Source organism: Kitasatospora sp. NBC_00315 (assembly GCF_041435095.1).
Classification (GTDB): domain Bacteria; phylum Actinomycetota; class Actinomycetes; order Streptomycetales; family Streptomycetaceae; genus Kitasatospora.
Window position 1 is genome coordinate 4,378,593 of sequence record NZ_CP108025.1, and the last position, 24,801, is coordinate 4,403,393.

Sequence of the window (24,801 nt, forward strand, 5' to 3'; positions counted from 1 at the left end):
GGGCGGGATCGCCCGCCCCACCACCGGTCCTGCGAACTACCGGTTGCCGGTCTTGCGAGTGGTGCTGGTCGCCTTGCCGGCGGGCTTGCCGGCCGTCCCCCCGGACGGCTTGCCCGTGCTGCCGGTGGAACCCTTGCCCGCGGCGTTCTTGCCGGGGACGACCGCGCCGCTGCCGGGAACCAGGGTCTTGGCCTTGGTCCGGGCGGTGTCGCTCGGGCCGGCCGGAACCGCGGTGGCGGTGCCGCTCGGCACGACGGTCTTGGCGGCCGGAGCCAGCAGCGGCTGCACCGTGGTGGCCGCCGCGGCGGCCACGGCCGCCGGGGTCTGCGCCGCGGTGAGCTTCAGCGTGACGCTGCTCTGCAGGGAGCCGGGCTTGACCCAGCCGGAGAGCGATCCGGCGTAGGCGGTGCCGAAGGCGCTGCTGCCGAACGCCAGCTTCTGGGTGGTGCCGGTCGGCATGGTGGCCTCGGCCTGCACGCCGGAGGGCGCGTTGACCGTGACGGTGTCACCGATCCGGTAGCCGGTGGCCTGGCCGGCCGAGACCGCGGTGTTCCAGGCCGCGCGGCGCTGGAACTCGGCGCCGATCTCGCGCTGGGCCAGGTTCACCACCGGGGTGTTGTCCGCGTAGAGGCCGCGGTAGGTGGAGAGCACCTTCTCCAGCACCGGGTAGACGATCCGGCCCTCGGACAGGTTCGACTGGTGGATGAAGTGCGGGCGCGGGTCGTTGTTGAGCACGTGGCTCAGGTCGATCCGGGCCTCGAGCGGCACGATGTACGACGTGTAGCCGGTGGTCGTGTTCAGCGGGGTGGTGAGGCAGGTGGAGTTCGCGTTGTTCTCGCAGACGCCACTGCCGCCGTTGGCCGCGCTGGTGTAGATCCAGTTGTACTCGTCGGTCTCCTCCTGCGCCGTGCCGGCGTTGTAGAAGACGTTCATCGGGTAGCGCGGGACGGTCAGCGTGGACGACCCGACGGCGCGCTGGGCGGGCTCGCGGGAGGCGTCGCTGGCGGTCCACTTGACCCCGTTGGCGACCAGGGCGGGCGCCAGGTTGGGGTTGTCGCTGGTCTCCTGGGGGGCGGTCAGCAGGCCGGAGTGCTCGCCGGTGACGAGCTCCGACTTGTCGATCACCAGGCTGTGCGCGGCCGCCCAGTCGCTGTTGCTCTTGATCTGGGTGTTGATGGTGGCCTGGTCCACCCAGACGGTGTTGCCGCCCGCGTCCTTGGTGCACTTCCACGGCACGACGGTGACGTCCTGCTGGCAGCCGAGGTACGGGTGCTGGTAGGTGTGGTTGATCCAGCGGTAGCTGGTCTGGTCGGCGACCATCTGGTCGACCAGCGGGTCCGCGGTGACCTCGTGGTCGGACTTCCAGTCCTCGCTGCCGCCGCCGTTGAAGACCATGTCCAGGGTGAAGTTGTGGTCCAGCTGCCACTGCTTCGCGTACTGGGCGTCGGCCGTCGTCATCCGGATCGGGTTGACCGTCTCGGGCGTGCCGGGCGGGCAGGTGACGTCACCGGGGGTGCACTTGAGCGTGGTGTCCCAGCGGTCGTCGGCGAGGAAGACGTCGTCGACGTGGGCCGCGAAGTAGTTGCGGTCGTAGCCGAGGTGGATGCCCTGGGTGACCCAGTCCACCATGCCGCGCGCCAGCAGCCGGTACTGCTGCTGGTACTGGTTGTAGACGAAGGTGACGACCAGTTCCTTGCGGCCGTCGTGGGTGTACTCGCCGACCAGCGAGCCGCGCGAGGTGGTGCCCGGGATGGGAGCGTCCACCAGCGGCTTGAAGTCGGCGCCGGCCAGCGGGGTGGCGAGGTAGCCGTAGCTCTCGCTGACGGAGGCGTCGTTGTCCTCGAACGGGACGCTGCCCTTGAGGTACCCGAACGGCCCGGCGAGGCCGTCCGTGGTGACCTGGCCCTGGGTGCCGTCGAGGGTGCCGATGTAACCGGGGTTCTGTGCCCAGTTCAGACCGACGCCCGGCTGGGCATAGGTGTAGGCATCGACCTGACGGATGCCGAAGGTGGCCTCGAAGGTGGCGATGGCCGCCATCTCCGTGGACCCCGCGGCGAAGGGGTTGTCATTGGGCATGACGACACCCTGGAACTTCGCGCGCGGCTGTCCGTTGAGGGTGTCGCTCAGGAAGGCGGCATCGATCACGGGGCGGTTGGCGTCGTTCAGATTGACGATCTTGTGCGGGGTGCCCTGGCTCGCGAGTTCGGCGGTGATCGCGGCGGTCGCGGGACCGCCGTCGTCGAGCACGAGAACGGTGAGGTCGATCCGGTTGGTCGTCGTCGCGTGCGCGATCGACGACTGGAGACCGCCGGCCAGCAGGACGGCTGCCGCGCAGGCGGCAGCTCTTCGGGTCGCTCGACCCATGGTTGTTCCTCCCCTTGGGCAGGGGCGGATCGCTGCTCGGCGCCCGCCTGCCCTGACCTTGTTCGAAGGCAGCAGGCTGCCTGCGCCTATCTTGGGGGAGGAACAGGGGTGCTCGGGACCAAATGGGTGACAACGCAGCGAATCTGTTACCAACGTTCAAGGGGGCGCCCGGAGTGGTTCGAACACGGTCCAGAAGTAACAACCTGTGAAAATAATTAAATCGATCGACAATCAGTCAGCGCCTGACAGCAATCGGTTGACTTTCGCTCAGTCCTCGGGGGTTACCGCTGGTCACAGGCGGATGCCGGGGATCGGAAGTCCGCCCTACCCAGACTGATCACTCCTGTCACTCGCGCATCAGCATCTTCGGTGGGCAGGTTCATGCAACATCGCGCGGGTTCTGTACCGCGGCGTTCCGAATTCCGATGGAGGCCATCCGTGACCGAGCAGCAGACCGAGATCGCCGGGCCCGCAATGACCGTGTCGGTCACGACCGAACCGGCCTTCGACGACCGGCCCGCCGGCGGTCCGGAGACCGCGCGCAGCCTCGGCCTGCACGGCGCCGCCAACGCCCGCGATCTCGGCGGCTACCGGACGGCCGACGGCCGGGTGCTGCGGCACGGCGCCGCTCTGCGCAGTGACGGCCTGAACCGGCTCACCGACGCCGACCTCGCCGCCCTCGCTGGGCACGGCCTGCGCCACGTCGTCGACCTGCGCAGCCTGGACGAGGTCCGCCAGGCGGGCCCGGACCGCGTCCTCGGCCTGCCGGTCGCCGAGATCGCCGCCACCGAGCTCTCCGCCACCGCGCTCACCGTCGGGCCCGACACCCCCGACGGCGTCACCCTGCACCACCTGCCGGTCTTCGCCGCCGACTTCGACATCTACGTCGCCCTGCGCGACGCCCTGGCGGACCGCAGCCACGAGAAGCAGCACGCACTGCTCGGCGACGGCCGGGCCGCCGCGATGATGGTCGGCCTCTACCGCTGGTTCGTCACCGACCCGGTCGCCCGGGAGCGCTTCGCCACCGTGCTGCGCCTGCTCGCCGCCCCCGACGGCGCGCCGCTGCTCTTCCACTGCTCGGCCGGCAAGGACCGCACCGGCTGGACCGCCGCGATCCTGCTCACCGCGCTCGGGGTGGACCGTGACACCGTCTTCGCCGACTACCTGCTCACCAACGAGCGTTCCGCGGCGGTGGTCGAGAACATCCTGGACAGCTTCGGCACCCGGGGCCTGATGCGGGAGCCCGCGCTCCTCCTGCCGGTCTTCCGTGCCGACCGCGGTTATCTGGAGGCCGCGTACGAGGAGGTCGCCCGCGGCTGGGCGTCCTTCGGCGACTTCTGGCGGGACGGCCTCGGCCTGGACGACGAGGTGCTGGCCGGACTGCGCGCCAACCTGCTGGCCGACTGAGGCGGACGGCCCGACGCGCACGGCCCGACGCGTACGGCCCGACGCGTACGGGCCGATGCGTACGGGCCGACGCACACGGCCCGATGCACACGGCCCGACGCGCACGGCCTCCCGGTCGGGCCGGGACCGCCCCCGGCCCGGCCGGGAGGCCGGGGCGACCGATCGGGCCGCGTCGATCACCTCTCGCTGATCAGGCCCTCGCGGAGCTGGGTGAGCGTCTTGGTCAGCAGCCGGGAGACGTGCATCTGCGAGATGCCGATCTCCTCGCCGATCTGCGACTGGGTCAGGTTGCCGAAGAACCGCAGCATGATGATCCGGCGCTCACGCGGCGGCAGCTTGGCCAGCAGCGGCTTGAGCGACTCCCGGTACTCCACGCCCTCCAGCGCGAGGTCCTCGTAGCCGAGCCGCTCGGCCAGCGGGCCGTCGCCGTCCTCCTCGCCGGGGCTGGAGTCCAGCGAGCTCGCGGTGTAGGCGTTGCCGACCGCCAGGCCCTCGACCACGTCCTCCTCGCTGACGCCCAGGCAGACGGCCAGCTCGGCGACGGTGGGGGAGCGGTCGAGCCGCTGGGCCAGCTCGTCGCCGGCCTTGGTCAGCGCCAGCCGCAGCTCCTGGAGCCGCCGCGGCACCCGGACCGACCAGCTGGTGTCGCGGAAGAAGCGCTTGATCTCGCCGACCACGGTGGGCATCGCGAAGGTCGGGAACTCGACCCCGCGCTCCGGGTCGAAGCGGTCGATCGCCTTGATCAGCCCGATCGTGCCGACCTGGACGATGTCCTCCATCGGCTCGTTGCGGCTGCGGAAGCGCGCGGAGGCGTACCGGACCAGCGGCAGGTTGAGCTCGATCAGGGTGTCGCGGACGTACGTGTGCTCGTCGCTGCCGGCCTCCAGGCCGGCCAGCCGCAGGAAGAGCGCGCGGGAGAGCGTACGGGTGTCCAGGGCCCCGCCGGTGGCCGCTACGGGCGGGGCCGCCGCGGGCGGCTCCGGGCCCTTCTGGACAGGGATCCGATCGACCACCGTCGTGGCGTCGTGGATCTCAGCAGTGCCCAGGTCTCCGGACATGCACCCACCCCCTTGTGACTGACTGTTGAACGGATGTCACCGGTCGGCGGTTCCCGCGCGGCGCCCTCCCCCTCCATACCGGCGCGCGGACCGCCGCAAACCCGAACGTCGCAAGACGTCACGCGGCGGTAACGCGGAGCAATCCCGTTCTCCTCGGTGGGGATCGGCCGGTATGAGTGGATCTGTGATGATCAGTCTTCCCAGGAATTCCCGGTTCGAAGCCTGGACAGGATCCGCGAGAGCAGCCGGGAGACGTGCATCTGCGACATCCCCAGCTCGTTGCTGATCTGGGACTGGGTCAGATTGGCGAAGAACCGCAGCATGATGATCCGCCGCTCCCGCTCCGGCAGCTGGACCAGGAGGTGACGGACCATGTCGCGGTGCTCGACCTCGGCCAGTGCGGAGTCCTCGTAGCCGAGCCGGTCGAGCAGGGCCAGGCCGCCCTCGTGCTCCTGCGCCGCCTCCAGCGAGGCCGCGTTGTACGCCCGCCCGGCGTCCAGGCAGGCCCGGACGTCCTCCTCGGGGATGCGCAGGCTGGCGGCGATCTCCGGGACCTTCGGTGTCCGGCCGTGGGTCACCGTCAGCTCCTCCATGGCGCCGCTGACCTGGACCCAGAGCTCCTGGAGCCGGCGGGGGACGTGCATGGTCCGGACGTTGTCGCGGAAGTAGCGCTTGATCTCGCCGAGGATGGTCGGCAGCGCGTAGGTCGGGAACTGCACGCCCCGGCTCGGGTCGAACCGGTCGATCGCGTTGATCAGGCCGATGGTGCCGACCTGGACCACGTCCTCCATCGGCTCGTTGCGACTGCGGAAGCGGGTGGCGGCGTACCGCACCAGGGGGATGTTGACCTCGATCAGGGCGGCCCGGACCCGTCCGCGCTCCGGGGCGTCGGGGGGCAGTTCGGAGAGCCGTTCGAACAGCACCCGGGTGAGGGTGCGGACGTCGACGGCGGGCCGTCCGCCGCCGGGCTTGAGCTCCCCGGCGGGCCCGAAGAGGGCGGCCACCAGTTCGTCCTGCGAGGGACCGGCGGGAGTCTCGGCGGCGGTCGCGGTGGTCGTGGCCGGCGGCGTGGCGGCCGGCGGCGTGGCGGGCGGCAGCACGGGGGCCGGCGGTGCGGCGCTTGGCAGTACAGGGGCCGGCGGCGTGGCGGGCGGCGGCCCGGTATCGGTGTCAGTCGCAGTCTCCTGTGTCCGCACGGACGCGTCACCCCTCCCGAAGTCGTCGATGGTGGGACCTGCGGGTCGGGTGGCGTGGCCCCCGTTCGTCACCTCGCCATGTCCGGCAAAACCGGTCATAGCATCACAAGCTGGGCACAGTTCGTTCAAGCACCGGGCCCAGGTGTGTCGAGGTGCCGTTGGGGCATCCGGCGCAGTGCCGCCGGCCCCGGGCCGCACGCACGGCGGTGCCCCGCCCGGGTCGGGAGGCGGGGCACCGCAGGGTCGTGCGAATGCGACCGAGCTGGTCGACGGGTTCAGACCTCGATGTCGGCAATCACCCAGGTGGCGAACGTCCGCCACTGACCGGCGGCGGCCTGGTGGGCCGGATGGGCGATGTAGGACTGCAGCGCGTCGCGGTCGGCGACGAGGCTGTTGATCGCGAAGTCGTAGGCGATGTCGCGCTCGGTGATGTTCCAGGCGCACTCCCACTCGCGCAGCTCGGGGACGAGTGGGCCGAGCTCCTCGAAGGCCTTGACGCCGGCGACGACGGGCTCGTCGTCCCTGCGGACGCCTTCGTTGAGCTTGAACAGGACCAGGTGCCGGATCATGATGCCGCTCCCAGCGGGCGAGGGTCGTTGGACCCCGCCACGTTAGCCGCCGGCCGCGGACGGCCCGCGCGGGGGCGGCGGCGCCCCCTGCGCCCCGGCCTCCGGTCCGCGCCGCGTCGTCCGCCCGCCGGCCCGCGTCGCTCCGCTCGCGCCCGCCTCGTCCGCCCGCCGTCCGGGTCGCGCTACTTGACCAGACCGGTCATGAACGTGCCGACCGCCTTCGCCGCCGTCGAGATCCCCTCGAACCCCGACTGGACCAGCTCGGCCGCCCTGGCCGGTGAGGTGATGATCGTGTAGAGCACGAAGATGAGCAGGAGGTACATGCCGATCTTCCTCGCCTGAGCCATCGAACTGCCCTGCCTCCCTGCTCCGGGCCGCCGCCGTCCGGCACCCGTGCGCCCCGCGCCACCACTGCCCTGCGGCCGCGCTGCGCAGCCCTCCGGCAGCTTATCCACCGAACGGCCTATCAAGTCAGCGCCGCGTTCGCCCGACGGGACGAAGGTCCCCGCGGGTGAGGGCTTTCTCCGGGTGCCCGGGCGGGGTCGGTGCAGCAGGATGGTTGTTGTACCGAGGATCTGGCAGGAATCAGCGGTACATGGTCCGGAGCCCCCGCTGTGGGACCGGTGCTGCGGTTTTCCCCCGACGCGGCGCCGGTTGTGGGGCTCCGTCCGGGGGAGCAGCTCGGCCCCCCGGAGCTGCTCCCCCCTCCAGGCTCCGTACTCAAGGCGTTGGTGGTCATCGGCCGGAGTACGGAGCCTTACGCCTTCCCCGGGCCGGTTTCGGGCCGGGAACGACGAATGGCCCGTCCGGATCGGACGGGCCATTCGTGTCAGCTGGCGGTAGCGGTGGGATTCGAACCCACGGTGAAGTTGCCCCCACACACGCTTTCGAGGCGTGCTCCTTTGGCCGCTCGGACACGCTACCGAGGGAGACTCTACCGGACGGCGGCTGCGGTCACGAAATCCTTTGGCCGGGTCCGGGGCGGTGACCGTCGAAGAAATCGCGCAGCTGCCTGCCGCACTCGTCCGCGAGCACGCCCGGGACGACCTCGGGCCGGTGGTTGAGCCGCCGGTCGCGCATGACGTCGAAGAGCGAACCGGCCGCGCCGGCCTTCTCGTCGAGCGCGCCGTAGACGACCCGGTCGATCCGGGACAGCACGATGGCGCCCGCGCACATGGTGCAGGGCTCCAGGGTGACCACCAGCGTGCAGCCGCTCAGCCGCCACTCGCCGAGGGCCGTGGCGGCCTCGCGGATGGCGACCACCTCGGCGTGGGCGGTCGGGTCGCCGACCGCTTCGCGCTCGTTGTGGCCGCGTCCGAGGAGGGCCCCGTCGGGTCCCAGCACCAGGGCCCCGACCGGTACGTCACCGGAGGCCGGCGCGAGAGCGGCCTCGGCGATGGCGAGGCGCATCTGCGCCGTCCAGCGGTCGCGGACCGGGTCGGGGCGGACGGGTGCGGGCAGCGGGGCGATCTGCGGGACGGACTGCATGGCATCCAGTGTCGGGCATCCGGTCCTGCGGCCGTCCGCGGACCGCCTACCGGACGGCCTCCAGGATCTCGCCGCAGCCCAGCGCGTCGGCGATCTCGGCCAGGGCGTCGCCCGGCATCGCGCCCTCACCGCTGAGGTCCACGAGGTCCTTGGCGGCCAGCCCGAACTCGGCGAGGAGTTCGGAGTCGCCCAGCGGTCCGACGGGCACCCCGCCGGGGCCCACGACCGGGCCCTCGTCGTCCTCGTCCTCGTCCTGGTCGGAGACCTCGGCCTCGTCGTCCAGTTCGGCGACCAGGTCGTCGAGGTCGTCGAACTCACTCTCGCCGGCCTGTTCGACCAGTTCGTCGGTGAGCACCGACCCGTAGGAACTGCGGGCGGCCGCGGCTCCGTCCGAGACGAAGATCCGCGGGTCCTCCTCGCCGTCCACGCGGACGATGGCGAACCAGGCATCCTCCTGTTCGATGAAGACCAGCACGCTGTCGTCGTCCTGTGCGGCCTCGCGGGCCAGCTCGGCCAGGTCGGCCAAGGTCTCGACATCGTCCAGTTCGGTCTCGCTCACATCCCACCCGTCCTCGGTGCGAGCAAGCACTGCAGCGAAGTACGCCACCAGGGACACTCCCAAGATTGGTCTCGGCTGTAGGCGATCTCGGGCGAACGCGGTCTGGCCGCCCCCGCGCCAGAGGCGGCCCGCCGTTCGGACCGTCCCATCGGAATCGTGACAGAAACCCCGGCATTGCGGGGGGTGTTCGGCAGCGCGTCTTCGCAGGTCGTGTCGGAAGTGTCGGCCGACGGGCGAGAAGTGGCCCGGCACGCGGTCAGATCCGGAAGGTCCGCATCCGCATGGCCTCCCGCATCCGGCGCTCCTTGGTGCGGCGCGGCTGCACGCGCGCTCTCAGCTCGCGGGCCTCGGCGAGCTCGCGGAGGAACACGGCCCGCCGCCTGCGGCGCTCCGTCTCGGTCTCCGGGTGGTCCGGGGCCGCCCTCGCGGGGCCGCCCGACGGGCCGTGCGACCCGTCCGTCGAGCCGCCCCCGGCGTTCGGGTTGCTCGTCATAGCGTCTGACCTTCCCAGATCCGCCGGATTGATACCACAGGAACGGCAACCGGCCGGGGATTCGCGGTGCGTCACGGCGTGCCGCCGGTTGCGTGACCGCCGCCCGGGGCCGGTGCCCCGGCTCCGCGGACCCGGGCCGGCACCGCTCCCCGCCCGGCGGGTCGTACGCCTGTCCGGGCGCGGTTATGGTCGAGACATGCGGATCCACGTCGTCGACCACCCCCTGGTCGCCCACAAGCTCTCCACCCTGCGCGACGAGCGCACCGACTCACCGACCTTCCGTCGCCTCACCGACGAGCTGGTCACCCTGCTCGCGTACGAGGCGACCCGGGACGTCCGCACCGAGGAGGTGGAGGTCACCACTCCGGTCGCGGTCACCACCGGTACCCGGCTGAGCTATCCCCGCCCGCTGGTCGTCCCGATCCTGCGGGCGGGCCTGGGCATGCTGGACGGGATGACCCGGCTGCTGCCGACCGCCGAGGTCGGCTTCCTGGGCATGGTGCGCAACGAGGAGACCCTGGAGGCCTCCACGTACGCGACCCGGATGCCCGACGACCTCTCCGGCCGCCAGGTGTACGTCCTGGACCCGATGCTGGCGACCGGCGGCACGCTGGTGGCGGCGATCCGGATGCTGATCGACCGGGGCGCCACCGACGTCACCGCGGTCGTGCTGCTGGCGGCGCCGGAGGGCGTCGCGGTGATGGAGAAGGAGCTGGCCGGTCTGCCGGTCACCATCGTCACCGCCGCGGTCGACCAGCGCCTCAACGAGAACGGCTACATCGTCCCGGGCCTCGGCGACGCCGGCGACCGGCTCTACGGCACGGCGGGCTGACCTCCCGTATCGCCCGCGGCCCGAACGCCGCGGGTCCGGCACCGACGAACAGCCCGTACGCCGAAGGCCCCCCGTGTCGGGGGGCCTTCGGCGTACGTCGTACGGGTGGCGTGCGGTCAGCAGCTGCCGGGCGCGGGGCTCGCGGTGGGCTTGGTGGCCAGTGCGAGTGCGGCGGCGGCCTGGGTCTCGTCGAGCAGCGCGTTGTAGCTGTCGCCGATCACGAAGTCGACGGTCGCGTCCGTCCGGGTGTCGGGGGTGCTGGTGGCGCCCGCGATCTGCGCGCCGAGCAGGGTCATGGCACCGAGGGCGGCGGGACCGCCGACCACCGTGGCGGTACCCGGGACCTTCTTGTCGAGGGCGGTGGGGGCGTTGCCGATCTTGCCGATGACGAAGCCGCGCTTCTTCAGCTCGTCGGCGGCGCGGGCGGCCAGGCCGGCCTTGGCGGTGGCGTTGTAGACGTTGACTGTCACGGTCTGCGGCTGCGGGACGGCCTTGGGATCGACCGGAGCGGCCGGCGAGGCGGCCGCTCCCGGTGTGCCGTCGGCGGCCGGAGCGGCCAGCGGCTTGCCGGAGACGGCGGCGGAGGGGGACGCGCAGGCCTGGGCGGTGGCGTGTTTGAACCTGCCGCTGAAGATGTCCACCAACTGCACGCCGCCCAGGGCGATCAGTGCCAGGGCGAGCAGTGTGCCGATCGCCGCGAGGATCTTGCGACGCTTCTTCGGTGGCCTGCCGAGCCGCGGATACGCGGTGCCGGTGACCCGGTACTGCTTCCCCTTCAAGCCTTGGGGAGTCAACATGCTCACGGTTTGTCTCCCCCTCGTGCCGGGGCGGGGTTCGGTGACGGGTACGACCGGATGCGCGGAGCGCCGGCGATATTTCGGCCGTAGTCAGCAGACTAGTGCGCGGTCGCTCCGAAGGTACTAAATGATCATCATCTGGAGTACGGCGGCACCCGAAAGGATGTACGGGGGTGCGTGCGGGCGTCCTGGCCGGTGGGCCGGGGACGGCCTGCCGGACGTGACGGCGGGCGAAGGGGCGGGGCGGTGACGGGCCGTGGGGGCGCCGGGGCCGGGCGGACGGGCGGTGCCCGTCACTCCATTTCGAGGACCCGGGCGTGCAGGACCTGACGCTGCTGCAGGGCGGCGCGGACGGCGCGGTGCAGCCCGTCCTCCAGATAGAGGTCGCCGTGCCACTTCACCACGTGGGCGAAGAGGTCCCCGTAGAAGGTCGAGTCCTCGGCCAGCAGGGTTTCGAGGTCCAACTGCCCCTTGGTGGTCACCAGCTGGTCCAGTCGCACCGGGCGTGGGGCGACGTCCGCCCACTGGCGGGTACTGGTCCGGCCGTGATCCGGGTACGGCCGCCCATTGCCGATGCGCTTGAAGATCACACGGAAAGCCTACCGTTTGGGTGGCGGGTGGCGCAGCAGACGCGGCCCGGCGAAGCGCGCCGGGTCGGGCGGACCTGCGCCGATGTCCTGAAGCCCGGGTGAAAATGTTCCTCCGCGAAGGGGCCTGTCGAAGACGGGTGGCGGGCGATTGCAGATGTTTCATGGGGAATGTCGTGATTGTCGTCCGTCCGTCCAGGAGCGTGCCCCGATGCCGACCGCAGAGCAGCCCGCCGACCGGCCGGCCCCCGCCGGGGACCCGGGCGGGTCGCCCGGCGCCGCGCTGCCGGCCGCCCTCCGGGAGATCGCCGAGGGCTACGCCTTCACCGGCCCGGCCCTCGACCTCGGCGCCGCCCTCCAGGGCGCCACGGCCTGGCCGGGGGCCGCGATCAGGATCCCGCTCGGGGTGCTCAACCGGCACGGACTGATCGCCGGGGCGACCGGCACCGGCAAGACCAAGACGCTCCAGCTGATCGCCGAACAGCTCTCGGCCCAGGGCGTCCCGGTGTTCCTCGCGGACGTCAAGGGGGACGTCTCCGGGATCGCCGCGCCCGGCGTGCCGGTCGACCGGGTCACCGCCCGCGCCGCCGACGTCGGACAGAGCTGGGAGGCGCGTGGCTGCCCCGCCGAGTTCTACGCGCTCGGCGGCCTCGGGACGGGGATCCCGCTCCGAGCCACCGTCACCAGCTTCGGTCCGCTCCTGCTGGCCAAGGTGCTCGACCTGAACGAGACCCAGGAGGCCTCGCTCGGCCTGGTCTTCCACTACGCCGACAAGCACGGCCTGGAGCTGTACGACCTCAAGGACCTCACCGCCGTCATCACCTTCCTGGCCTCGCCCGAGGGCAAGGAGGAACTGAAGGGCATCGGTGGTCTCTCGGCCGCCACCGCCGGCGTCGTCCTGCGCTCCCTCACCGTGCTGGACAACGAGGGCGCCGGGGCGTTCTTCGGCGAGCCGGAGTTCGACACCGCCGAGTTGCTGCGGACGGTGGAGGACGGCCGGGGCGTGGTCTCGGTGCTGGAGCTGCCCGCCGTGCAGGACCGGCCGCGGCTGTTCTCCACCTTCCTGATGTGGCTGCTGGCCGACCTCTACCAGGAGCTGCCCGAGGTCGGCGATCTCGACCGGCCCAAGCTGGTCTTCTTCTTCGACGAGGCGCACCTGCTCTTCAAGGACGCGTCCTCGGCGTTCCTGGAGGCGATCACCCGGACGGTCCGGCTGATCAGGTCCAAGGGCGTCGGGATCTTCTTCGTCACCCAGACCCCCAAGGACGTCCCCGCCGACGTGCTCGCCCAGCTCGGCAACCGGGTGCAGCACGCGCTGCGCGCCTTCACCCCGGACGACGCCAAGGCGCTCAGGGCAACCGTCTCGACCTTCCCGCGGTCCTCGTACGACCTGGGCGAGGTGCTGACCTCGCTCGGCACCGGCGAGGCGGTGGTGACGGTGCTCTCCGAGACGGGGGCGCCGACCCCGGTGGCGGCCACCCGGCTCCGGGCGCCGCAGTCGCTGATGGGACCGCTCGGGGCCGAGGCGCTGGTGGCGGCGGTGGACGCCTCGCTGTTGACCGCGCGCTACCGGGACGTGCTCGACCGGGAGTCGGCGTACGAGAAACTCGCGGCCCGCGCCGCCCGTCCCGTCCAGCAGGACGCCCGGGAGGATGCCCGGGAGGACGCCCGGGAGGCGCCTGGGCCGGCGCCCCGCCGGGAGGAGCCGGGCGGGAAGGACGACGGCGGGCTGCTCGGCTCGCTGCTGGGCAACCCGGCGCTGAAGTCCTTCGCCCGGTCGGCCGGCACCCAGCTCGGGCGGGAGATCTCCCGCAGCCTGTTCGGGACCTCCCGCCGCCGCCGGTAGCAGGCGGTCAGCCGGCCAGCGCGGCGCCGATCCGGTCCATCGAGGAGAGCCGCATCAGGCCGTAGTTGTAGAACTCGACCTCGGGCACGCCCAGCGAGCGCAGCACCTCGATCTTGGCGGCCAGGTTGGCCGGGCCGTCGCAGTCCGAGGCCATCGGGCGCAGGATCACCGCCATGTCCTCGGGCCGGACGCCGTGCAGGGCGAACGCCGCGACCTTCTCGCGGACGGCCTGCGGCGTCTTCGCGTAGCCGAGGGTCTCGATCTGGTGGGCGGCCCCGGCGAGAGCGGGCAGGTCGATGCCCGACAGCCAGCCCGTGCCGGGGCCGCCGCCGTCCATGAAGGTCAGCCGCATGCCGTGCCCGGCGGCGGCCTCGGCCACCTCGGCGGCCAGCGAGGTGACGGTCGAAGCCGAGGCGTCGACGTACGCGGCGACCGTGCCGCCGCCCAGTTCGTCCAGCGGGGTCTGCTCGGCGGCGGCGCTCTCGTCCGCGAGGCGGCGGCGCAGCTCGCCCCGGACCGCGGCGCGGACCTCCTCGGCGGGCACACCGGCCCGTACGGCGTTCGCCCGGCAGTGGTCGCAGAAGCAGATCCCGAGCAGCGCCTCGGCGAGCGGGCCGAGCTCCTCGAAGTAGCGCTCGTGGTGGTAGCCGTGCCGCAGGCCGTGGAAGTGCAGCGACTCGGCGCGGATCGCGTCCACGCCGTACCGGGCCAGCTCGGCGACCAGGGTCACGGCGTACTCGCGGACCTCGGGGTTGGCCGGGCACAGCTCGGTGAGGTGGCGGTCGCCGAAGGCGTTGGCGGGGGCGCAGTCGGGGTGCAGGAAGCCGAGCCGGTCGTTGTGGCAGAAGACCGTCCAGGCGTGCAGCTTCAGGCCCCGGCGGTGGGCCTGCTCGGCCGCCTCGGCGAACGGGTCGCGCTCGCCGATCGCCGTGGACGGCGCGGGCGCGAGCCGCCGGCCGGCCCAGCGGGCCGGGTCGGGGCGGAAGTAGGCGGCGCCGGGCTCCAGATAGCGGATCACCCGCTCGGGGTTGTGCGGGAACACGTCGCGGGCCTCGTGGTACACGGAGGCGAGGGTGACGCCGCCGACCGCTGCCCGGTCGGTGAGGTTGCCGAAGAAGGTGTCGGCGCCCTCGTCGATCAGGTCGGTGGCGAAGGCGAGGACGGACGACTCCACGGTGCGGCTCCGGAGCAGGGGGTACAGGTGCACCTCACGCTAACCCGGCGCCCGTGATTGGTCTATACCTCAGAGGGCCGGAGCGCCCGGTCGGAGCTCCCGGCGGCGGCCGGCGGCCGGCGTGTCACAGGCCGAGGTCCTCCAGCTCCTTCAGCAGGGCGGCGTGCGGGCCGGCGGCCTGCGCGGGCACCTGGGCGGGGCCGCCGGCGGCCTTCCCCGCCGCCCGGTCGCGGAAGATCCAGGCGCCCGCCAGGCCGCCGACCAGGCCGCCCAGGTGGCCCAGCCAGCTCACCCCCGGAGTGCCCGGTACGGCAGTGGTGAGGATGTAGGCGAAGGACGCCCCCATCACCACGCCGACCAGCGTGTCGATCAGGTTCCGGTCGAAGACCCCGCGCAGGACGACGTAACCGAAGTAGCCGTAGATCACGCCGCTCGCCCCGACCGAGAGGGTGTTCTCGCCCTGGAAGAGCCAGACGGCCGCTCCGCTGGTCACCGTGATCAGCAGGGTCAGGCCGAGGAACTTGCGCACGCCCCGGTACGCGGCCAGGAAGCCGAAGATGAACAGCGGCCCGGAGTTCCCCTCCAGGTGGTGCCAGTTCATGTGCAGGAACGGCGCCGCGAACACGTCCGCGAGCCGGCCCAGCTGCTGCGGGCGGATGCCGTGGTCCCGGGTCAGCCGGTAGTCGACCGCCCAGTTGGCGGTCTGGATCAGCCAGACGGCCGCCAGCACGCCGATCATCAGGAAGAAGGCCCTGCGCGCGTCCGCGATCATGCGGGCGGGATCCAGGGTGGAGGCGGTGCTGCGGTCGTCCGAGGCCATGGGGCGACTCTAGGGCTTGGGTGGACTGCTCCCCGGGGCAGGGGCGGCCGGCTCAGGAGCGACCGTGCGCCGGTCGTCCTACAGTGGATTCGCCCAGTCAGAACCGTCGAGAGGTGACCCACCGTGAGTGCCCGTCCGCCGCTTCCCTACGAATTCCTGCCGCAGGTGCCGTCCTTCGAGCTGACCAGCAGTGACATCACCGACGGCGGCGTGCTGCCGAAGGAGTTCGCCCACGGCGGCGGCAACCTCTCGCCGCAGCTGGCCTGGTCCGGTACGCCGGCGGGGACCCGCGGCTTCGCCGTGACCTGCTTCGACCCGGACGCCCCCACCGGCAGCGGCTGGTGGCACTGGCTGGCCCTCGGCCTGCCGGCCGACACCACGGAGCTGGCGCGCGGGGCCGGTTCCTCGGACGGCTCCCTGCCGGGCGAGGCCTCCTTCCACGCCCGCAACGACTTCCCCGGTCACCGGTACGACGGCGCCGCCCCGCCGCCCGGAGCTCCCCACCGTTACGCCTTCGCGGTGCACGCGCTGGACCTCCCGGCGCTGGACGTCACCCGCGACACCCCGGCCGCCCAGATCGGCTTCCACATCACCTTCCACACGCTGGCCCGCGCGGTGATCACGGCCGAGTACAGCTCCTGAGCCCGGCTCAGCCGGGGCCGCCCGCCGTGGCGCGGGTGGCCCTGGCGCCCAGCGCGCGCAGGTAGTCGGTCAGCTCCGGCGGCTCGTGCACCTCGAACTCGCAACCCATCAGCACCAGTCGCATCGCCAGCCATTCCAGCGCCTCCGCCCGGCTGTGCAGCCGGCAGCTGTGCTCGTCGAGCGGCACCACCGCCTCGGCGCCGGGGAAGCGGCGCGACACCTCCTCCGCCGGTGACCGGACGGTCGCCACCACCCGGTGGGTGGCCGAGATCCGGGAGAACTTCGCGGCCACGTAGGCGGCCGCGTCCTCGGCGGGCAGTTCGCGCGCCGGGGCCCGTACGCCGGTGGCGAGCGGCCGCGAGATCCGGTCCACCCGGAAGATCCGCCAGTCGTCGCGGTCGTTGTCGAAGGCCACCAGGTACCAGCGGCTCCCGGTCGCGACCAGGCGGTGCGGTTCCACCAGCCGCCTGCTCTCGGCCCCGTCGACCGCCCGGTAGCCGAAGCGCAGGCGCTCCCGGTTGGTGATCGCGGCCGCCAGCAGGGTCAGCTCCTCGGGATCGACGGTCGGGCCGTCCCCGCGCATCAGCGGCACGGTGGCGTCGTTCAGCACGCTCACCCGGTGCCGCAGCCGCGAGGGCAGCACCTGGACCAGCTTGGCGAGTGCGCGGACCGACGCCTCCTCGATGCCGTCCACGGCGTGCCCCGCGGCCGCGCGCAGGCCGACCGCGATGGCCACCGCCTCCTCGTCGTCCAGCAGCAGCGGGGGCATCGCGGTGCCCGCGACCAGGCGGTAGCCGCCCACCGAGCCCATCGTCGCCCGGACGGGATAGCCCAGGTCGCGCAGTCGCTCGATGTCGCGCCGGATGGTGCGCGGGCTGACCTCCAGGCGTTCGGCCAGTTCGCTGCCCGGCCACTCGCGCGGCGTCTGCAGCAGGGAGAGCAGGGTCAGCAGTCGTGCCGGGGTGTCCGTCATGGGGTCAGCATGCCGGAGAACGAGGACAGGATCCGGCCTACATCCCCTCTACTGTCATGGTGTGCCCAGGAACCACGAGGAGAGGCAGCGTGCCATGACCGCCGCAGCAGTGCCCGAGACCGAGCCGGAACCCGGAGCCGCGACGGCGGCCGATCGGCGCCGCTGGCTCGCGCTCGCCGTGGTGATGACCGCCTCCTTCATGGACCTGGTCGACGTCACCATCGTCAACATCGCGATCCCCAGCATCCAGCAGGACACCGGCGCCTCGTTCAGCGCCGTCCAGTGGGTGACCGGCGGTTACGCCCTCGCCTTCGCGATCGGACTGATCACCGGCGGCAGGCTGGGCGACATCTACGGCCGCAAGCGGCTGTTCCTGATCGGGATCGGCGGCTTCACCCTCGCGTCCGCGCTCTGCGGTCTGGCCGTCGGGCCCGAGATGCTGGTCGCCACCCGCATCCTGCAGGGCGCCACGGCCGCGCTGATGGTGCCCCAGGTGCTGTCCATCATCCACAGCACCTTCCCCGCGCACGAGCGCGGCAAGGTCTTCGGCATGTTCGGCGCGGTCGTCGGCCTCGGCGCAGTCTCCGGGCCGATGATCGGCGCACTGCTGACGGAGTGGGACATCCTCGGGCTGCACTGGCGGCCGATCTTCCTGATCAACCTCCCGGTCGGCGTCGCCGGCCTGCTGCTCGGTCGCAGGTTCATCTCCGAGTCCAGGGCCGAGAAGGCGCTCCGCCTCGATCTGGTCGGCATGGCGCTGGCCAGCGTGGGCCTGCTGATGGTGATCTACCCGCTGACCCACGGCCGCGAGGCGGGCTGGCCGCTCTGGGGCCACCTGTCGATGGTGGGCAGCCTGCCGGTGTTCGCGCTGTTCGTCCGGTACGAGCAGGCGAAGACCCGGCGGGACGGCTCGCCGCTGGTGGAGCTGTCGCTGTTCCGGGTGAAGAGCTTCGCGGCCGGCATCGGCGTGCAGCTGACCTTCGGGATCGTCACCGGCATCTTCTTCCTGGTCTGGACGCTCTACATGCAGGTCGGGCTCGGCTGGAGCGCGCTGCGGGCCGGCAGCACCGGCATCCCGTTCTCGATCGCCGTCTCGGCCGCCGCCGGGATGTCCGTCCAGAAGCTCGTCCCGCGGTTCGGGCGCAAGGTGCTGCAGGCCGGCGCGCTGGTGATGGCGGCGGGCGTGCTGCTCTACATCGGGGAGGCCCACCGCTACGGGGTCGGGATCCAGCCCTGGCAGATGGCGTTGCCGCTGGTCGTGATGGGTGCGGGCATGGGGCTGATCGTCGCCCCGATCACCGAGGCCATCCTCTCCGAGGTGCCGCGCGAGCACGCCGGATCGGCCTCGGGGCTGATCAACACCACCGGACAGCTCGGCACGGCGCTCGGCCTCGGCCTGGTCTCGGTGGCCTTCTTCGGGGCGATGGACGACCACGTCGCGCCGGAGGCCGTCGGCGCGGCCTTCACCGTTGCCTTCACGCACGCGCTCTGGTGGGTCGTCGGGGTGCTCGCGGTGGTCTTCGCGCTGATGTTCGCCCTGCCGAAGCGGCCCGCCGGGCCCGAGGCGGCCGGGTCGGTCGACCCGGACGGCACCGCGCAGGTCGAGCGGCAGCCGGTGCTCGTCCCCTGATCGGAAGCCGCTCCTGATCGGGAGCCGCGTCGAGGGGCCCGGCCGGCTCGGGCCCCTTTCGCGTGGCCCGCGCGGGCGGCGCACACTGGCGAAGGGGTCCGGGACGGCGAGGCTGGTGGCTCATGGCGCACACGGGCGGCAGGCGCAGGGCGGTGGAGTCCTCGGCGCTGCGGTCGGTCGGGTACGACGGGCGGGCCCGGGTCCTGGAGATCGAGTTCGTCTCGGGCGCCGTGTACGCGTACACGGGGGTGCCCCGACGGGTGCACGAGGAGCTGATGGGGGCGCCCAGCCACGGCCGGTGCTTCGGCCGCGTCGTGCGGGGTCGCTACCCCTACCGGCGGATCGGCTGAGCTGCTCCGACCCGGGTCACGGGCGCCGGGCGGCCCACACGGAGCGCTCGGTACGCACCACGAGGTCGCCGCGGCGCAGGACGCCGTGCGGGCTGTCGGGGTCGAGCAGCCGGTCGAGTGCGGCGAGGTCGCCGGGTGACAGCTCGTCGGCGACCGTGCCGCGCATGCGTCGCAGGCTCGTCAGGGCGTAGCGGCCCACCGCCTCGGAGCGGGGGTTCTCGATGTTGACGTCGAGCGTGCGCTCGGCTTCGACGGTGAATCCGGCGGCGGCGAGCATCGGGCCCCAGTCGGCGCCGCGGTGGGGCAGTTGCTCGGCGTGGTGGCGGTCACTCACGGCGTGGCAGCGCTCCAGCAGGCCGGGAGCGTCCGCGGGGGCGTCCTCGGGCAGGAAGCGGGGGAAGCCCGCCAGTTCGACGACGGCGAGGAGGCCGCCGGGTGCGAGGGTGTCGTGGACCTGGCGCAGGGTACGGGCGGGGTCGGCCATGTGGTGCAGGGAGGCGGACGCCCAGACGAGGTCGGGCGTGCCGAGCTCCGGCCATTCGGTGTCGAGGTCGGCCCGGACGGTCCGGACGCGGTCGGCCACCCCCTGGGCGAGTGCCTTCGCCTGGAGCCGGTCCAGGTGCGCGGGCGAGGAGTCGACGGCCGTGACGGACGCCTCGGGGAAGAGCCCGAGCAGGGCGAGCGTGCCGGCGCCGGTGCCGGAGCCGAGGTCGACCAGGTGACGAGGGGCGCCGTCGACGGGCAGCCACCGAACGATGGAGGCGAGGTGCTCGGCGAGTACCTCCGCGTCCAGATCGAGGATCTCCGCCTGGTCGTGCTCGTGGTCCTGCTGGTGCTGGTGCTGGTGCTGGTGCTGCTGGTGCTGCTCGTGCGGCTCGTGCGGCCGGTGGGCGGTGGGGTGGGGGCCGTCGTGCGCCGTGTGCGGCAAGGGGTGGGTCATGCGCCCCACGCTAGGTGGCCCGGGTGCCGACGGCCCGTCCGCTGTCGCGATGCGCAAGACGATTCCCCGTTCGGCTGCCGGACGCGCAAGGGCGTCCCGACGGCCGGGTGCCGGCGCCGGTCACCGGGCGGGGCCGGTCGGTGGGGAGCCGTCCTCGCCGCGCTGGTGGCCGCGGCGGGCGTCGCGGTCGAAGATGCCCAGGATCTCGCACGGTCCCCCGTCGGCGCCGATGGCGTGCGGCAGCATGGTGGGGAACTCGGCGGCCTGGTTGGTCTCGATCCGAAAGCGCCGGTTGCCCAGCAGCAGGATCGCGGTGCCGGACAGGACGACGAGCCATTCGCGGCCCGGGTGCGCACGCAGGCGCGCGGGATTGTCCGGCGGCGGGTCCGTCATGCGCTGCCGCACGACGGTCATGCCCGGTTCGGCCCTGATGGGCCAGCGCATCAGCGAATGCGCCGCGTCGATCATCGGGCTGGAGACGACGTCGTCCGTGGCCGTTTCGACCAGCTGGTCGAGAGTCGTGTCCAGCGCGCGGGCGAGGGTGACCAGCTGGTCGAGGGCGAGGCGCCGCCGGCCGGTCTCGATCCGGCTGAGGGTGGACTGGCTGACCTTGGCGCGGGCGGCCAGTTCCTCCAGCGACCAGCCCTGCGCCACCCTCAGTGCGCGGATCCGTTTGCGCACCAGGCTGTCCAGCTCGCCATCATCTTGCGTCATGAGCAACATCGTATGCCTTTGATGCAAGCCGGGCCTACGGTCGACACAGGACCCGCCTTCGGGCCCACTCGAAGGAAGGGGAGCCCTCCCATGCCGGTGACCGCTACCGAGATGCCCGTGACCGCCACGGAGACCACGCCGGACGAACTGCCGTACGAGACCGTGGACGCCGTGGTCATCGGCGGTGGCGCCGCCGGCCTGAACGGCGCGCTGATGCTCGCCCGCTCCCGCCGCTCGGTCGTCGTGATCGACGGCGGAACCCCGCGCAACGCGCCCGCCGAGGGGGTGCACGGCCTGCTCTGACTGGACGGCACGCCGCCGGCCGAGCTGCTGCGCACGGGACGCGAGGAGGTCCGCCAGGTCGTCGACACCCCGGTGACCGCCGTCGAGGCCACCGGGGACGGCGCCGTCACCGGCGTGCGCCTGGCCGACGGACGGCTGGTGTCCCGCCGCGTCCTCGCGGTCGCGACCCGTCTTCAGGCCCGTACCGAGGGTCTGGCGGCGCTGGAGCTGCCGATGCGGGATCTCCCCGGCGGGATGGGCCGCCACTTCGTCACCGGGACGGCCGGTGCCACCGAGGTTCCCGGCGTCCGGGTGGCCGGCAACGCCACCGACCTGAGCGCCCAGGTGGGTGCCTCCGCGGCGGCCGGCGCCCTGGCGGGCGCCCACCTGAACGCCGACCTCGTCACGGCCGACACCGACGCCGCTCTCCGGGCCGCCCGGGCCCGCGCCTGAGAACCCCGCGCTCCGCGGGACGCCATGCCGCTTCGGGGCGGCGTCCTGTGGATCATCCACAACCACGCCCTGAGCCCGGCGGCGCTCCTGTTGCCGCTCGGCGCCGTCGGTGACCGCTTCGGCCGCAAGCCCGTGCAGGTCGGTTCGGCACGCCTTCCGCTCGGGCGCGCCTTCCGCTCGGGCACGCCTACCGCAGGGGCGCGCCTACCGCGGGGGCGGCGCCCCGTCCTTCGCCGATGCGGACGGCCGGGCGCCCGGCGCCTGTGCTCAGGTGCACCAGAAGATGACCCGCTTGCAGGTCGGGCTGGGGGACGGGGTGGGCGACGGTCCGGTCGAGGTCGGGGGCGCGGAGGTGGGACGGCCGGTCGGACCGGTGGACGGGGCGCCGGGGCGGCTCCCGGTCGGGCTCGTTCCCGGCGCGGTGGTCGGCGGTGGCGCGGTCGAGGCCGACGGCGACGCCGTGGTCGCCGAAGGGGAGGCGCTCGGGCTGGGGCGCGCGCTCGGGGTCGCACTCGGCCTGGCCGACGTGGCCGGACCGGAGGCCGTGGGAGAGCTGCCCGCCGCACCGGTCGGCGTGGGCCGCGCCGGATCGGAGACGGCGGTGGGCACCGTCGAACCGTCCGCGCCGCCGGTGGCCAGCACCGCCACCCCGAGCCCCGCGAGCACCAGCACCACGGCCGACACCACCAGCACACCCCTGCGCGGCCTGGGCCGTGCGGCGACCCGCCGCCTGCCGCGCGGTCCGGCGGGCCCGGCGGGCGGCGGTGGGACGGCCGCCGGGAGCAGTTCCGTCGGGGCCTCGGCCTCCGGGCCGTACGGGGCGGCGGCCGCCACCGTGGAGGCCCGTCCGCACCCGGGGCAGGACAGGGCGCCGTTGAGGTGACGTCTACAGGATGCGCAGTAGTCCATGTGATCTTTCCGTACGGGCAGCGACGCAGGAGCGCGCGCCGGCCGGGGGCCGCACACTCCGTTGTGTACGCACGCGGAGCCTAAGCAGCCCGCAGGCTCCGGGAACAGCTGTTCGTGTGAGGCTTCTGGAGAGATCGCATGAACGCGTCAGGTGGACGGACCGTGTCCGTACCGGCTGCTCGGCCCCGCCGGACGCGACGCGACCCCCGCTGCCGTCCTCGCAGCGGGGGTCGGGGCGTCGCGTGGACGGCGCGGCCGGAACGGACCGCGGCGGTGGACCCGGCGTCGGTGGACCCGGCGTCGGTGGACCCGGCATCGGTGGACGTGGCATCGGTGGACGTGGCGCCGGCCGACGCTGTCGCGACCGGGTGACGGCGGATGCCGCGCCCGCGACAGGGGTGGTCAGGACGCTCCGTCCACCGCCGGTCCGGTCTTCTTCCGGTCGGCGGCCTGCTTGGCCGCCTGTTTGGCGGCCTGCTTGTAGCTGCGGACCTCCGCCAGCGACTCGGGGCCGGTGATGTCGGCGACCGAGCGGTGGCAGTCCGCCTCGCCGTACGCCCCGGCGGCCTGTCGCCAGCCCTCCGGGGTCACGCCGAACTGCTTGCCCAGCAGCGCGAGGAAGATCTGCGCCTTCTGCTTGCCGAACCCCGGGAGGTCGTTCAGCCGGGTGAGCAGCTCCTTGCCGGTGCCGACGCCCTGCCAGACGGCGGCGGCATCGCCGCCGTGGTGCTCCACCAGGTACTGGCAGAGCTGTTGCAGTCGTTTGGCCATCGCCGCCGGGTAGCGGTGCACCGCCGGCTTCTCGGAGAGCAGCGCCGCGAAGGCCTCCGGGTCGTACGCGGCGATCTCGTGCGCGTCCAGATCGCTCCGGCCCAGGCGTCGCGCGATGGTGTACGGCGCGGAGAACGCCCACTCCATCGGGACCTGCTGGTCCAGCAGCATGCCGGTGAGGGCGGCCAGCGGGCTGCGGCCGAGCAGCGCGTCGGCCTCCGGCTGCTGGGCGAGCCGAAGTGTGATGTCCATGGATGGTCCTCGCTTCCGTCCGGCCTCCTCAGTCTGCCGTAACGGGCCGGTACGGGCAGTGCCGACGCCGGTGTCCGTGACGTTCGGCGGCGGCGGGGCGGCGGGGCGGCGGGGCGGCGGGGCGGCGGCGCGGCGGCGCGGGGGTGCGCCGGTGCGCCGGTGCGAGCGGGGCAGGCGCCGGTCAGGGCGCCGCCGGCGACCCGGCGGCGGCGAGGACGGTGTCGAGAAGTCCGGGGAACCGCCCGTCCAGCTCCTCCTGGCGCAGGCTGGTCAGCCGCCGGTTGCCCTCCTCGCGCTGGTGGATCAGGCCGCTCTCGCGCAGCACCCGGAAGTGGTGGCTGAGGGTGGAGGGCGCGACATCCACCGGGAAGGTGCCGCAGGCCCGTTCGGGGTCGCGGTGGAGGGTCTGCACGATGGTCATCCGGGTCGGGTCGGAGAGTGCGTGCAACACGTCGAAGAGGTCGACGTCGGCGGCCTCGGGGTGGGTCAGCGGGGTGCGGCGCTGGTGCGAGCGGGGCATCGGTGCTCCAGGTCGGTCGGGCGTCGGCGGGAGCGAAGGTCTTTCGACGGTCATCGTACATCGTGTGATATGAATTACGTCGTACGACGAACATCGAACAACGTGTCCGAGCAGGGGAGCCAGTGATGCGCGCTTTGGTGATGACCGCTCCGGGTGGAGCCGAGAACTCGGAGATCCGCGAGACGCAGGTGCCCCGGCCCGGTCCGGGCGAGGTCGCGATCGACGTCTCGCACGCCGGGCTGAACTTCGTGGACGTGATGGCCCGCCGGGGAGACCCGGGCTATGTGTCGGCCTGGCCCTACGTGCCGGGCATCGAGGTCGCGGGCACTGTGCGCGCGCTCGGTCCGGGTGTCGAGGGCCTGGCCGTCGGGCAGCGGGTCGCCGCCGCCCCGGCCGGTGGTGGGATCGCCGAGATCGCGATCGCACCGGCCGCGCTCACCGTCCCGCTGCCGGACGGCCTGTCCGCCGCGGTGGCCGCCGCCGCACCCGCCGGGCTGGTCACCGCGTTGCTGCTGCTGGCCGACGCCGGCCGCTTCACGGCGGGTGACAGTGTGCTCGTGCACTCGGCCGGCGGCGGGATCGGTGCCGCGATCGCACAGCTCGTCCCGGCCCTCGGCGGCGGGCGGCTGATCGGTACCGTCGGACGCCCGGAGAAGGCGGCCGGAGCCGAACGGAGCGGTTACGACGTGGCGCTCGCGCGCGGTGAGGGGCTGGCCGACGCGATCCTGGCCGCCAACCACGGCCGGGGCGTGGATCTCGTGCTCGACCCGCTGGGCACCACCGCGCTCGACGTGGACGTGGAGGTGGCGGCGCCGGGCGGGCGGATCGTGCTGTTCGGCAACGCCTCCGGCACCGCGCCGGCCCCACTGCCGCCGGCCGGCGTGCTGCTCGGCCGGAACCTCGCCATCGGCGGCTTCAGCCACCGGGGGCTCTCTGCCGCCGCGCCGCACCGGATCGCCGCCGCGCTGCGCCGGATCCTCGGACTGCTGGCGGCCGGTGACCTCGACCTGCCGGTCACCGAGGTCGCCGCCCTCGCGGAGGTGCCCGCGGTGCACGACCTGCTGGCGGCCGGCCGGGGCGAGGGCAAGTACGTGGTGCGGCTCGGCGCCGAGGGTTGAGCGCGGGGAGGGGGGTCGGGGGCTGAGCGCGGGGGAGGGGCCGGGGCCGGGGTCGGG

General features: G+C 73.0%; 25 protein-coding genes, 1 tRNA gene and 1 pseudogene. 9 read left to right on the plus strand and 18 right to left on the minus strand.

Annotation, left to right across the window (positions count from 1 at the left end; genetic code table 11):
• Positions 1-36 precede the first annotated feature (36 nt).
• Positions 37-2,364: a hypothetical protein gene (locus OG823_RS17890; RefSeq protein ID WP_371480585.1), complete on the minus strand. Its 2,328-nt coding sequence runs from the start codon at positions 2,362-2,364 to the stop codon at positions 37-39.
• A 438-nt stretch (positions 2,365-2,802) separates the two neighbouring features.
• Between OG823_RS17890 and OG823_RS17895 the strand changes: the two genes are divergently transcribed.
• Positions 2,803-3,771: a tyrosine-protein phosphatase gene (locus OG823_RS17895; protein ID WP_371480586.1), complete on the plus strand. Its 969-nt coding sequence runs from the start codon at positions 2,803-2,805 to the stop codon at positions 3,769-3,771.
• Between the two features lie 176 nt (positions 3,772-3,947).
• On the opposite strand, the gene OG823_RS17900 is transcribed toward OG823_RS17895, so the two are convergent.
• From OG823_RS17900 to OG823_RS17935, 8 genes are all read right to left on the minus strand, one after another.
• Complete coding sequence (locus OG823_RS17900; RefSeq protein WP_371480587.1) at positions 3,948-4,829, minus strand: RNA polymerase sigma factor SigF; 882 nt, start codon at positions 4,827-4,829, stop codon at positions 3,948-3,950.
• Positions 4,830-5,020: 191 nt separating this feature from the next.
• On the minus strand, positions 5,021-5,929 hold the full coding sequence (locus OG823_RS17905) for an RNA polymerase sigma factor SigF (RefSeq protein WP_371480588.1): 909 nt from the start codon (positions 5,927-5,929) through the stop codon (positions 5,021-5,023).
• A 371-nt stretch (positions 5,930-6,300) separates the two neighbouring features.
• Positions 6,301-6,594: a Dabb family protein gene (locus OG823_RS17910; protein WP_371480589.1), complete on the minus strand. Its 294-nt coding sequence runs from the start codon at positions 6,592-6,594 to the stop codon at positions 6,301-6,303.
• A 182-nt stretch (positions 6,595-6,776) separates the two neighbouring features.
• Positions 6,777-6,917: a hypothetical protein gene (locus OG823_RS17915; protein WP_371484757.1), complete on the minus strand. Its 141-nt coding sequence runs from the start codon at positions 6,915-6,917 to the stop codon at positions 6,777-6,779.
• A 511-nt stretch (positions 6,918-7,428) separates the two neighbouring features.
• Positions 7,429-7,518 (minus strand) — tRNA-Ser (locus OG823_RS17920).
• A 30-nt stretch (positions 7,519-7,548) separates the two neighbouring features.
• Positions 7,549-8,082: a tRNA adenosine(34) deaminase TadA gene (gene tadA / locus OG823_RS17925; protein WP_371480590.1), complete on the minus strand. Its 534-nt coding sequence runs from the start codon at positions 8,080-8,082 to the stop codon at positions 7,549-7,551.
• A 46-nt stretch (positions 8,083-8,128) separates the two neighbouring features.
• A complete protein-coding gene (locus OG823_RS17930) occupies positions 8,129-8,689 on the minus strand; it encodes a hypothetical protein (protein ID WP_371480591.1) in 561 nt (186 codons plus the stop codon).
• A gap of 208 nt (positions 8,690-8,897) precedes the next feature.
• Positions 8,898-9,134: a hypothetical protein gene (locus OG823_RS17935; RefSeq protein WP_371480592.1), complete on the minus strand. Its 237-nt coding sequence runs from the start codon at positions 9,132-9,134 to the stop codon at positions 8,898-8,900.
• Between the two features lie 196 nt (positions 9,135-9,330).
• On the opposite strand from OG823_RS17935, the gene upp reads away from it, so the two are divergent.
• Positions 9,331-9,966, plus strand: coding sequence for a uracil phosphoribosyltransferase (gene upp, locus OG823_RS17940; protein ID WP_371480593.1), 636 nt, complete (start codon positions 9,331-9,333; stop codon positions 9,964-9,966).
• A 116-nt stretch (positions 9,967-10,082) separates the two neighbouring features.
• Here the strand turns inward: upp and OG823_RS17945 are convergent, their stop codons facing one another.
• Entirely contained in the window at positions 10,083-10,763 is a 681-nt protein-coding gene (locus tag OG823_RS17945) for a LytR C-terminal domain-containing protein (protein ID WP_371480594.1), read from the minus strand.
• A 293-nt stretch (positions 10,764-11,056) separates the two neighbouring features.
• The gene (locus tag OG823_RS17950) at positions 11,057-11,353 is read right to left on the minus strand and encodes a type II toxin-antitoxin system VapB family antitoxin (protein ID WP_030061387.1); all 297 of its coding nucleotides are present in this window, start codon (positions 11,351-11,353) and stop codon (positions 11,057-11,059) included.
• 208 nt (positions 11,354-11,561) lie between these two features.
• Between OG823_RS17950 and OG823_RS17955 the strand changes: the two genes are divergently transcribed.
• Positions 11,562-13,196, plus strand: coding sequence for a helicase HerA-like domain-containing protein (locus tag OG823_RS17955; RefSeq protein WP_371480595.1), 1,635 nt, complete (start codon positions 11,562-11,564; stop codon positions 13,194-13,196).
• 7 nt (positions 13,197-13,203) lie between these two features.
• Here the strand turns inward: OG823_RS17955 and OG823_RS17960 are convergent, their stop codons facing one another.
• Both OG823_RS17960 and OG823_RS17965 read right to left on the minus strand, forming a co-directional pair.
• A complete protein-coding gene (locus OG823_RS17960; protein WP_371480596.1) occupies positions 13,204-14,370 on the minus strand; it encodes a hypothetical protein in 1,167 nt (388 codons plus the stop codon).
• Positions 14,371-14,494: 124 nt separating this feature from the next.
• Positions 14,495-15,190 carry a rhomboid family intramembrane serine protease gene (locus OG823_RS17965; RefSeq protein WP_371480597.1) on the minus strand — a complete coding sequence of 232 codons (696 nt, stop codon included), beginning with the start codon at positions 15,188-15,190 and terminating at the stop codon, positions 14,495-14,497.
• Positions 15,191-15,313: 123 nt separating this feature from the next.
• On the opposite strand from OG823_RS17965, the gene OG823_RS17970 reads away from it, so the two are divergent.
• Positions 15,314-15,832: a YbhB/YbcL family Raf kinase inhibitor-like protein gene (locus OG823_RS17970; RefSeq protein ID WP_371480599.1), complete on the plus strand. Its 519-nt coding sequence runs from the start codon at positions 15,314-15,316 to the stop codon at positions 15,830-15,832.
• A 7-nt stretch (positions 15,833-15,839) separates the two neighbouring features.
• Here OG823_RS17970 and OG823_RS17975 read toward each other — a convergent pair whose 3' ends face one another.
• Positions 15,840-16,805 (minus strand): helix-turn-helix transcriptional regulator, encoded by a 966-nt coding sequence (locus tag OG823_RS17975; RefSeq protein WP_371480600.1) that lies wholly within the window; start codon positions 16,803-16,805, stop codon positions 15,840-15,842.
• A 94-nt stretch (positions 16,806-16,899) separates the two neighbouring features.
• Here OG823_RS17975 and OG823_RS17980 point away from each other — a divergent pair, with 94 nt between their 5' ends.
• Entirely contained in the window at positions 16,900-18,435 is a 1,536-nt protein-coding gene (locus OG823_RS17980) for an MFS transporter (protein ID WP_371480601.1), read from the plus strand.
• Between the two features lie 122 nt (positions 18,436-18,557).
• Positions 18,558-18,785, plus strand: a complete 228-nt coding sequence (locus OG823_RS17985) for a KTSC domain-containing protein (protein ID WP_371480602.1) — start codon at positions 18,558-18,560, stop codon at positions 18,783-18,785.
• A gap of 16 nt (positions 18,786-18,801) precedes the next feature.
• Here OG823_RS17985 and OG823_RS17990 read toward each other — a convergent pair whose 3' ends face one another.
• Both OG823_RS17990 and OG823_RS17995 read right to left on the minus strand, forming a co-directional pair.
• Positions 18,802-19,725 (minus strand): methyltransferase, encoded by a 924-nt coding sequence (locus OG823_RS17990; RefSeq protein WP_371480603.1) that lies wholly within the window; start codon positions 19,723-19,725, stop codon positions 18,802-18,804.
• A gap of 120 nt (positions 19,726-19,845) precedes the next feature.
• Entirely contained in the window at positions 19,846-20,439 is a 594-nt protein-coding gene (locus OG823_RS17995) for a helix-turn-helix domain-containing protein (RefSeq protein WP_371480604.1), read from the minus strand.
• 111 nt (positions 20,440-20,550) lie between these two features.
• Here OG823_RS17995 and OG823_RS18000 point away from each other — a divergent pair.
• Positions 20,551-21,174 (plus strand): annotated as a pseudogene (locus OG823_RS18000) (FAD-binding protein).
• Between the two features lie 283 nt (positions 21,175-21,457).
• Positions 21,458-22,057: a hypothetical protein gene (locus tag OG823_RS18005; protein WP_371480605.1), complete on the plus strand. Its 600-nt coding sequence runs from the start codon at positions 21,458-21,460 to the stop codon at positions 22,055-22,057.
• Between the two features lie 428 nt (positions 22,058-22,485).
• Here the strand turns inward: OG823_RS18005 and OG823_RS18010 are convergent, their stop codons facing one another.
• Complete coding sequence (locus OG823_RS18010; RefSeq protein ID WP_371480606.1) at positions 22,486-23,106, minus strand: HhH-GPD-type base excision DNA repair protein; 621 nt, start codon at positions 23,104-23,106, stop codon at positions 22,486-22,488.
• Between the two features lie 181 nt (positions 23,107-23,287).
• Entirely contained in the window at positions 23,288-23,626 is a 339-nt protein-coding gene (locus tag OG823_RS18015) for an ArsR/SmtB family transcription factor (RefSeq protein WP_371480607.1), read from the minus strand.
• Positions 23,627-23,751: 125 nt separating this feature from the next.
• On the opposite strand from OG823_RS18015, the gene OG823_RS18020 reads away from it, so the two are divergent.
• A complete protein-coding gene (locus tag OG823_RS18020; protein ID WP_371480608.1) occupies positions 23,752-24,744 on the plus strand; it encodes a zinc-binding alcohol dehydrogenase family protein in 993 nt (330 codons plus the stop codon).
• Positions 24,745-24,801 lie beyond the last annotated feature (57 nt).

What these genes read in the sequence shown, in the direction of transcription:
- OG823_RS17890 (WP_371480585.1), bottom strand. Translation starts at nt 2,364, where the DNA reads ATGGGTCGAGCGACCCGAAGAGCTGCCGCCTGCGCGGCAGCCGTCCTG.
- OG823_RS17900 (WP_371480587.1), bottom strand. Translation starts at nt 4,829, where the DNA reads ATGTCCGGAGACCTGGGCACTGCTGAGATCCACGACGCCACGACGGTG.
- OG823_RS17910 (WP_371480589.1), bottom strand. Translation starts at nt 6,594, where the DNA reads ATGATCCGGCACCTGGTCCTGTTCAAGCTCAACGAAGGCGTCCGCAGG.
- OG823_RS17915 (WP_371484757.1), bottom strand. Translation starts at nt 6,917, where the DNA reads ATGTACCTCCTGCTCATCTTCGTGCTCTACACGATCATCACCTCACCG.
- tadA (WP_371480590.1), bottom strand. Translation starts at nt 8,082, where the DNA reads ATGCAGTCCGTCCCGCAGATCGCCCCGCTGCCCGCACCCGTCCGCCCC.
- OG823_RS17935 (WP_371480592.1), bottom strand. Translation starts at nt 9,134, where the DNA reads ATGACGAGCAACCCGAACGCCGGGGGCGGCTCGACGGACGGGTCGCAC.
- upp (WP_371480593.1), top strand. Translation starts at nt 9,331, where the DNA reads ATGCGGATCCACGTCGTCGACCACCCCCTGGTCGCCCACAAGCTCTCC.
- OG823_RS17945 (WP_371480594.1), bottom strand. Translation starts at nt 10,763, where the DNA reads ATGTTGACTCCCCAAGGCTTGAAGGGGAAGCAGTACCGGGTCACCGGC.
- OG823_RS17955 (WP_371480595.1), top strand. Translation starts at nt 11,562, where the DNA reads ATGCCGACCGCAGAGCAGCCCGCCGACCGGCCGGCCCCCGCCGGGGAC.
- OG823_RS17965 (WP_371480597.1), bottom strand. Translation starts at nt 15,190, where the DNA reads ATGGCCTCGGACGACCGCAGCACCGCCTCCACCCTGGATCCCGCCCGC.
- OG823_RS17975 (WP_371480600.1), bottom strand. Translation starts at nt 16,805, where the DNA reads ATGACGGACACCCCGGCACGACTGCTGACCCTGCTCTCCCTGCTGCAG.
- OG823_RS17980 (WP_371480601.1), top strand. Translation starts at nt 16,900, where the DNA reads ATGACCGCCGCAGCAGTGCCCGAGACCGAGCCGGAACCCGGAGCCGCG.
- OG823_RS17985 (WP_371480602.1), top strand. Translation starts at nt 18,558, where the DNA reads ATGGCGCACACGGGCGGCAGGCGCAGGGCGGTGGAGTCCTCGGCGCTG.
- OG823_RS17990 (WP_371480603.1), bottom strand. Translation starts at nt 19,725, where the DNA reads ATGACCCACCCCTTGCCGCACACGGCGCACGACGGCCCCCACCCCACC.
- OG823_RS17995 (WP_371480604.1), bottom strand. Translation starts at nt 20,439, where the DNA reads ATGACGCAAGATGATGGCGAGCTGGACAGCCTGGTGCGCAAACGGATC.
- OG823_RS18005 (WP_371480605.1), top strand. Translation starts at nt 21,458, where the DNA reads ATGACCCGCTTGCAGGTCGGGCTGGGGGACGGGGTGGGCGACGGTCCG.
- OG823_RS18010 (WP_371480606.1), bottom strand. Translation starts at nt 23,106, where the DNA reads ATGGACATCACACTTCGGCTCGCCCAGCAGCCGGAGGCCGACGCGCTG.
- OG823_RS18015 (WP_371480607.1), bottom strand. Translation starts at nt 23,626, where the DNA reads ATGCCCCGCTCGCACCAGCGCCGCACCCCGCTGACCCACCCCGAGGCC.
- OG823_RS18020 (WP_371480608.1), top strand. Translation starts at nt 23,752, where the DNA reads ATGCGCGCTTTGGTGATGACCGCTCCGGGTGGAGCCGAGAACTCGGAG.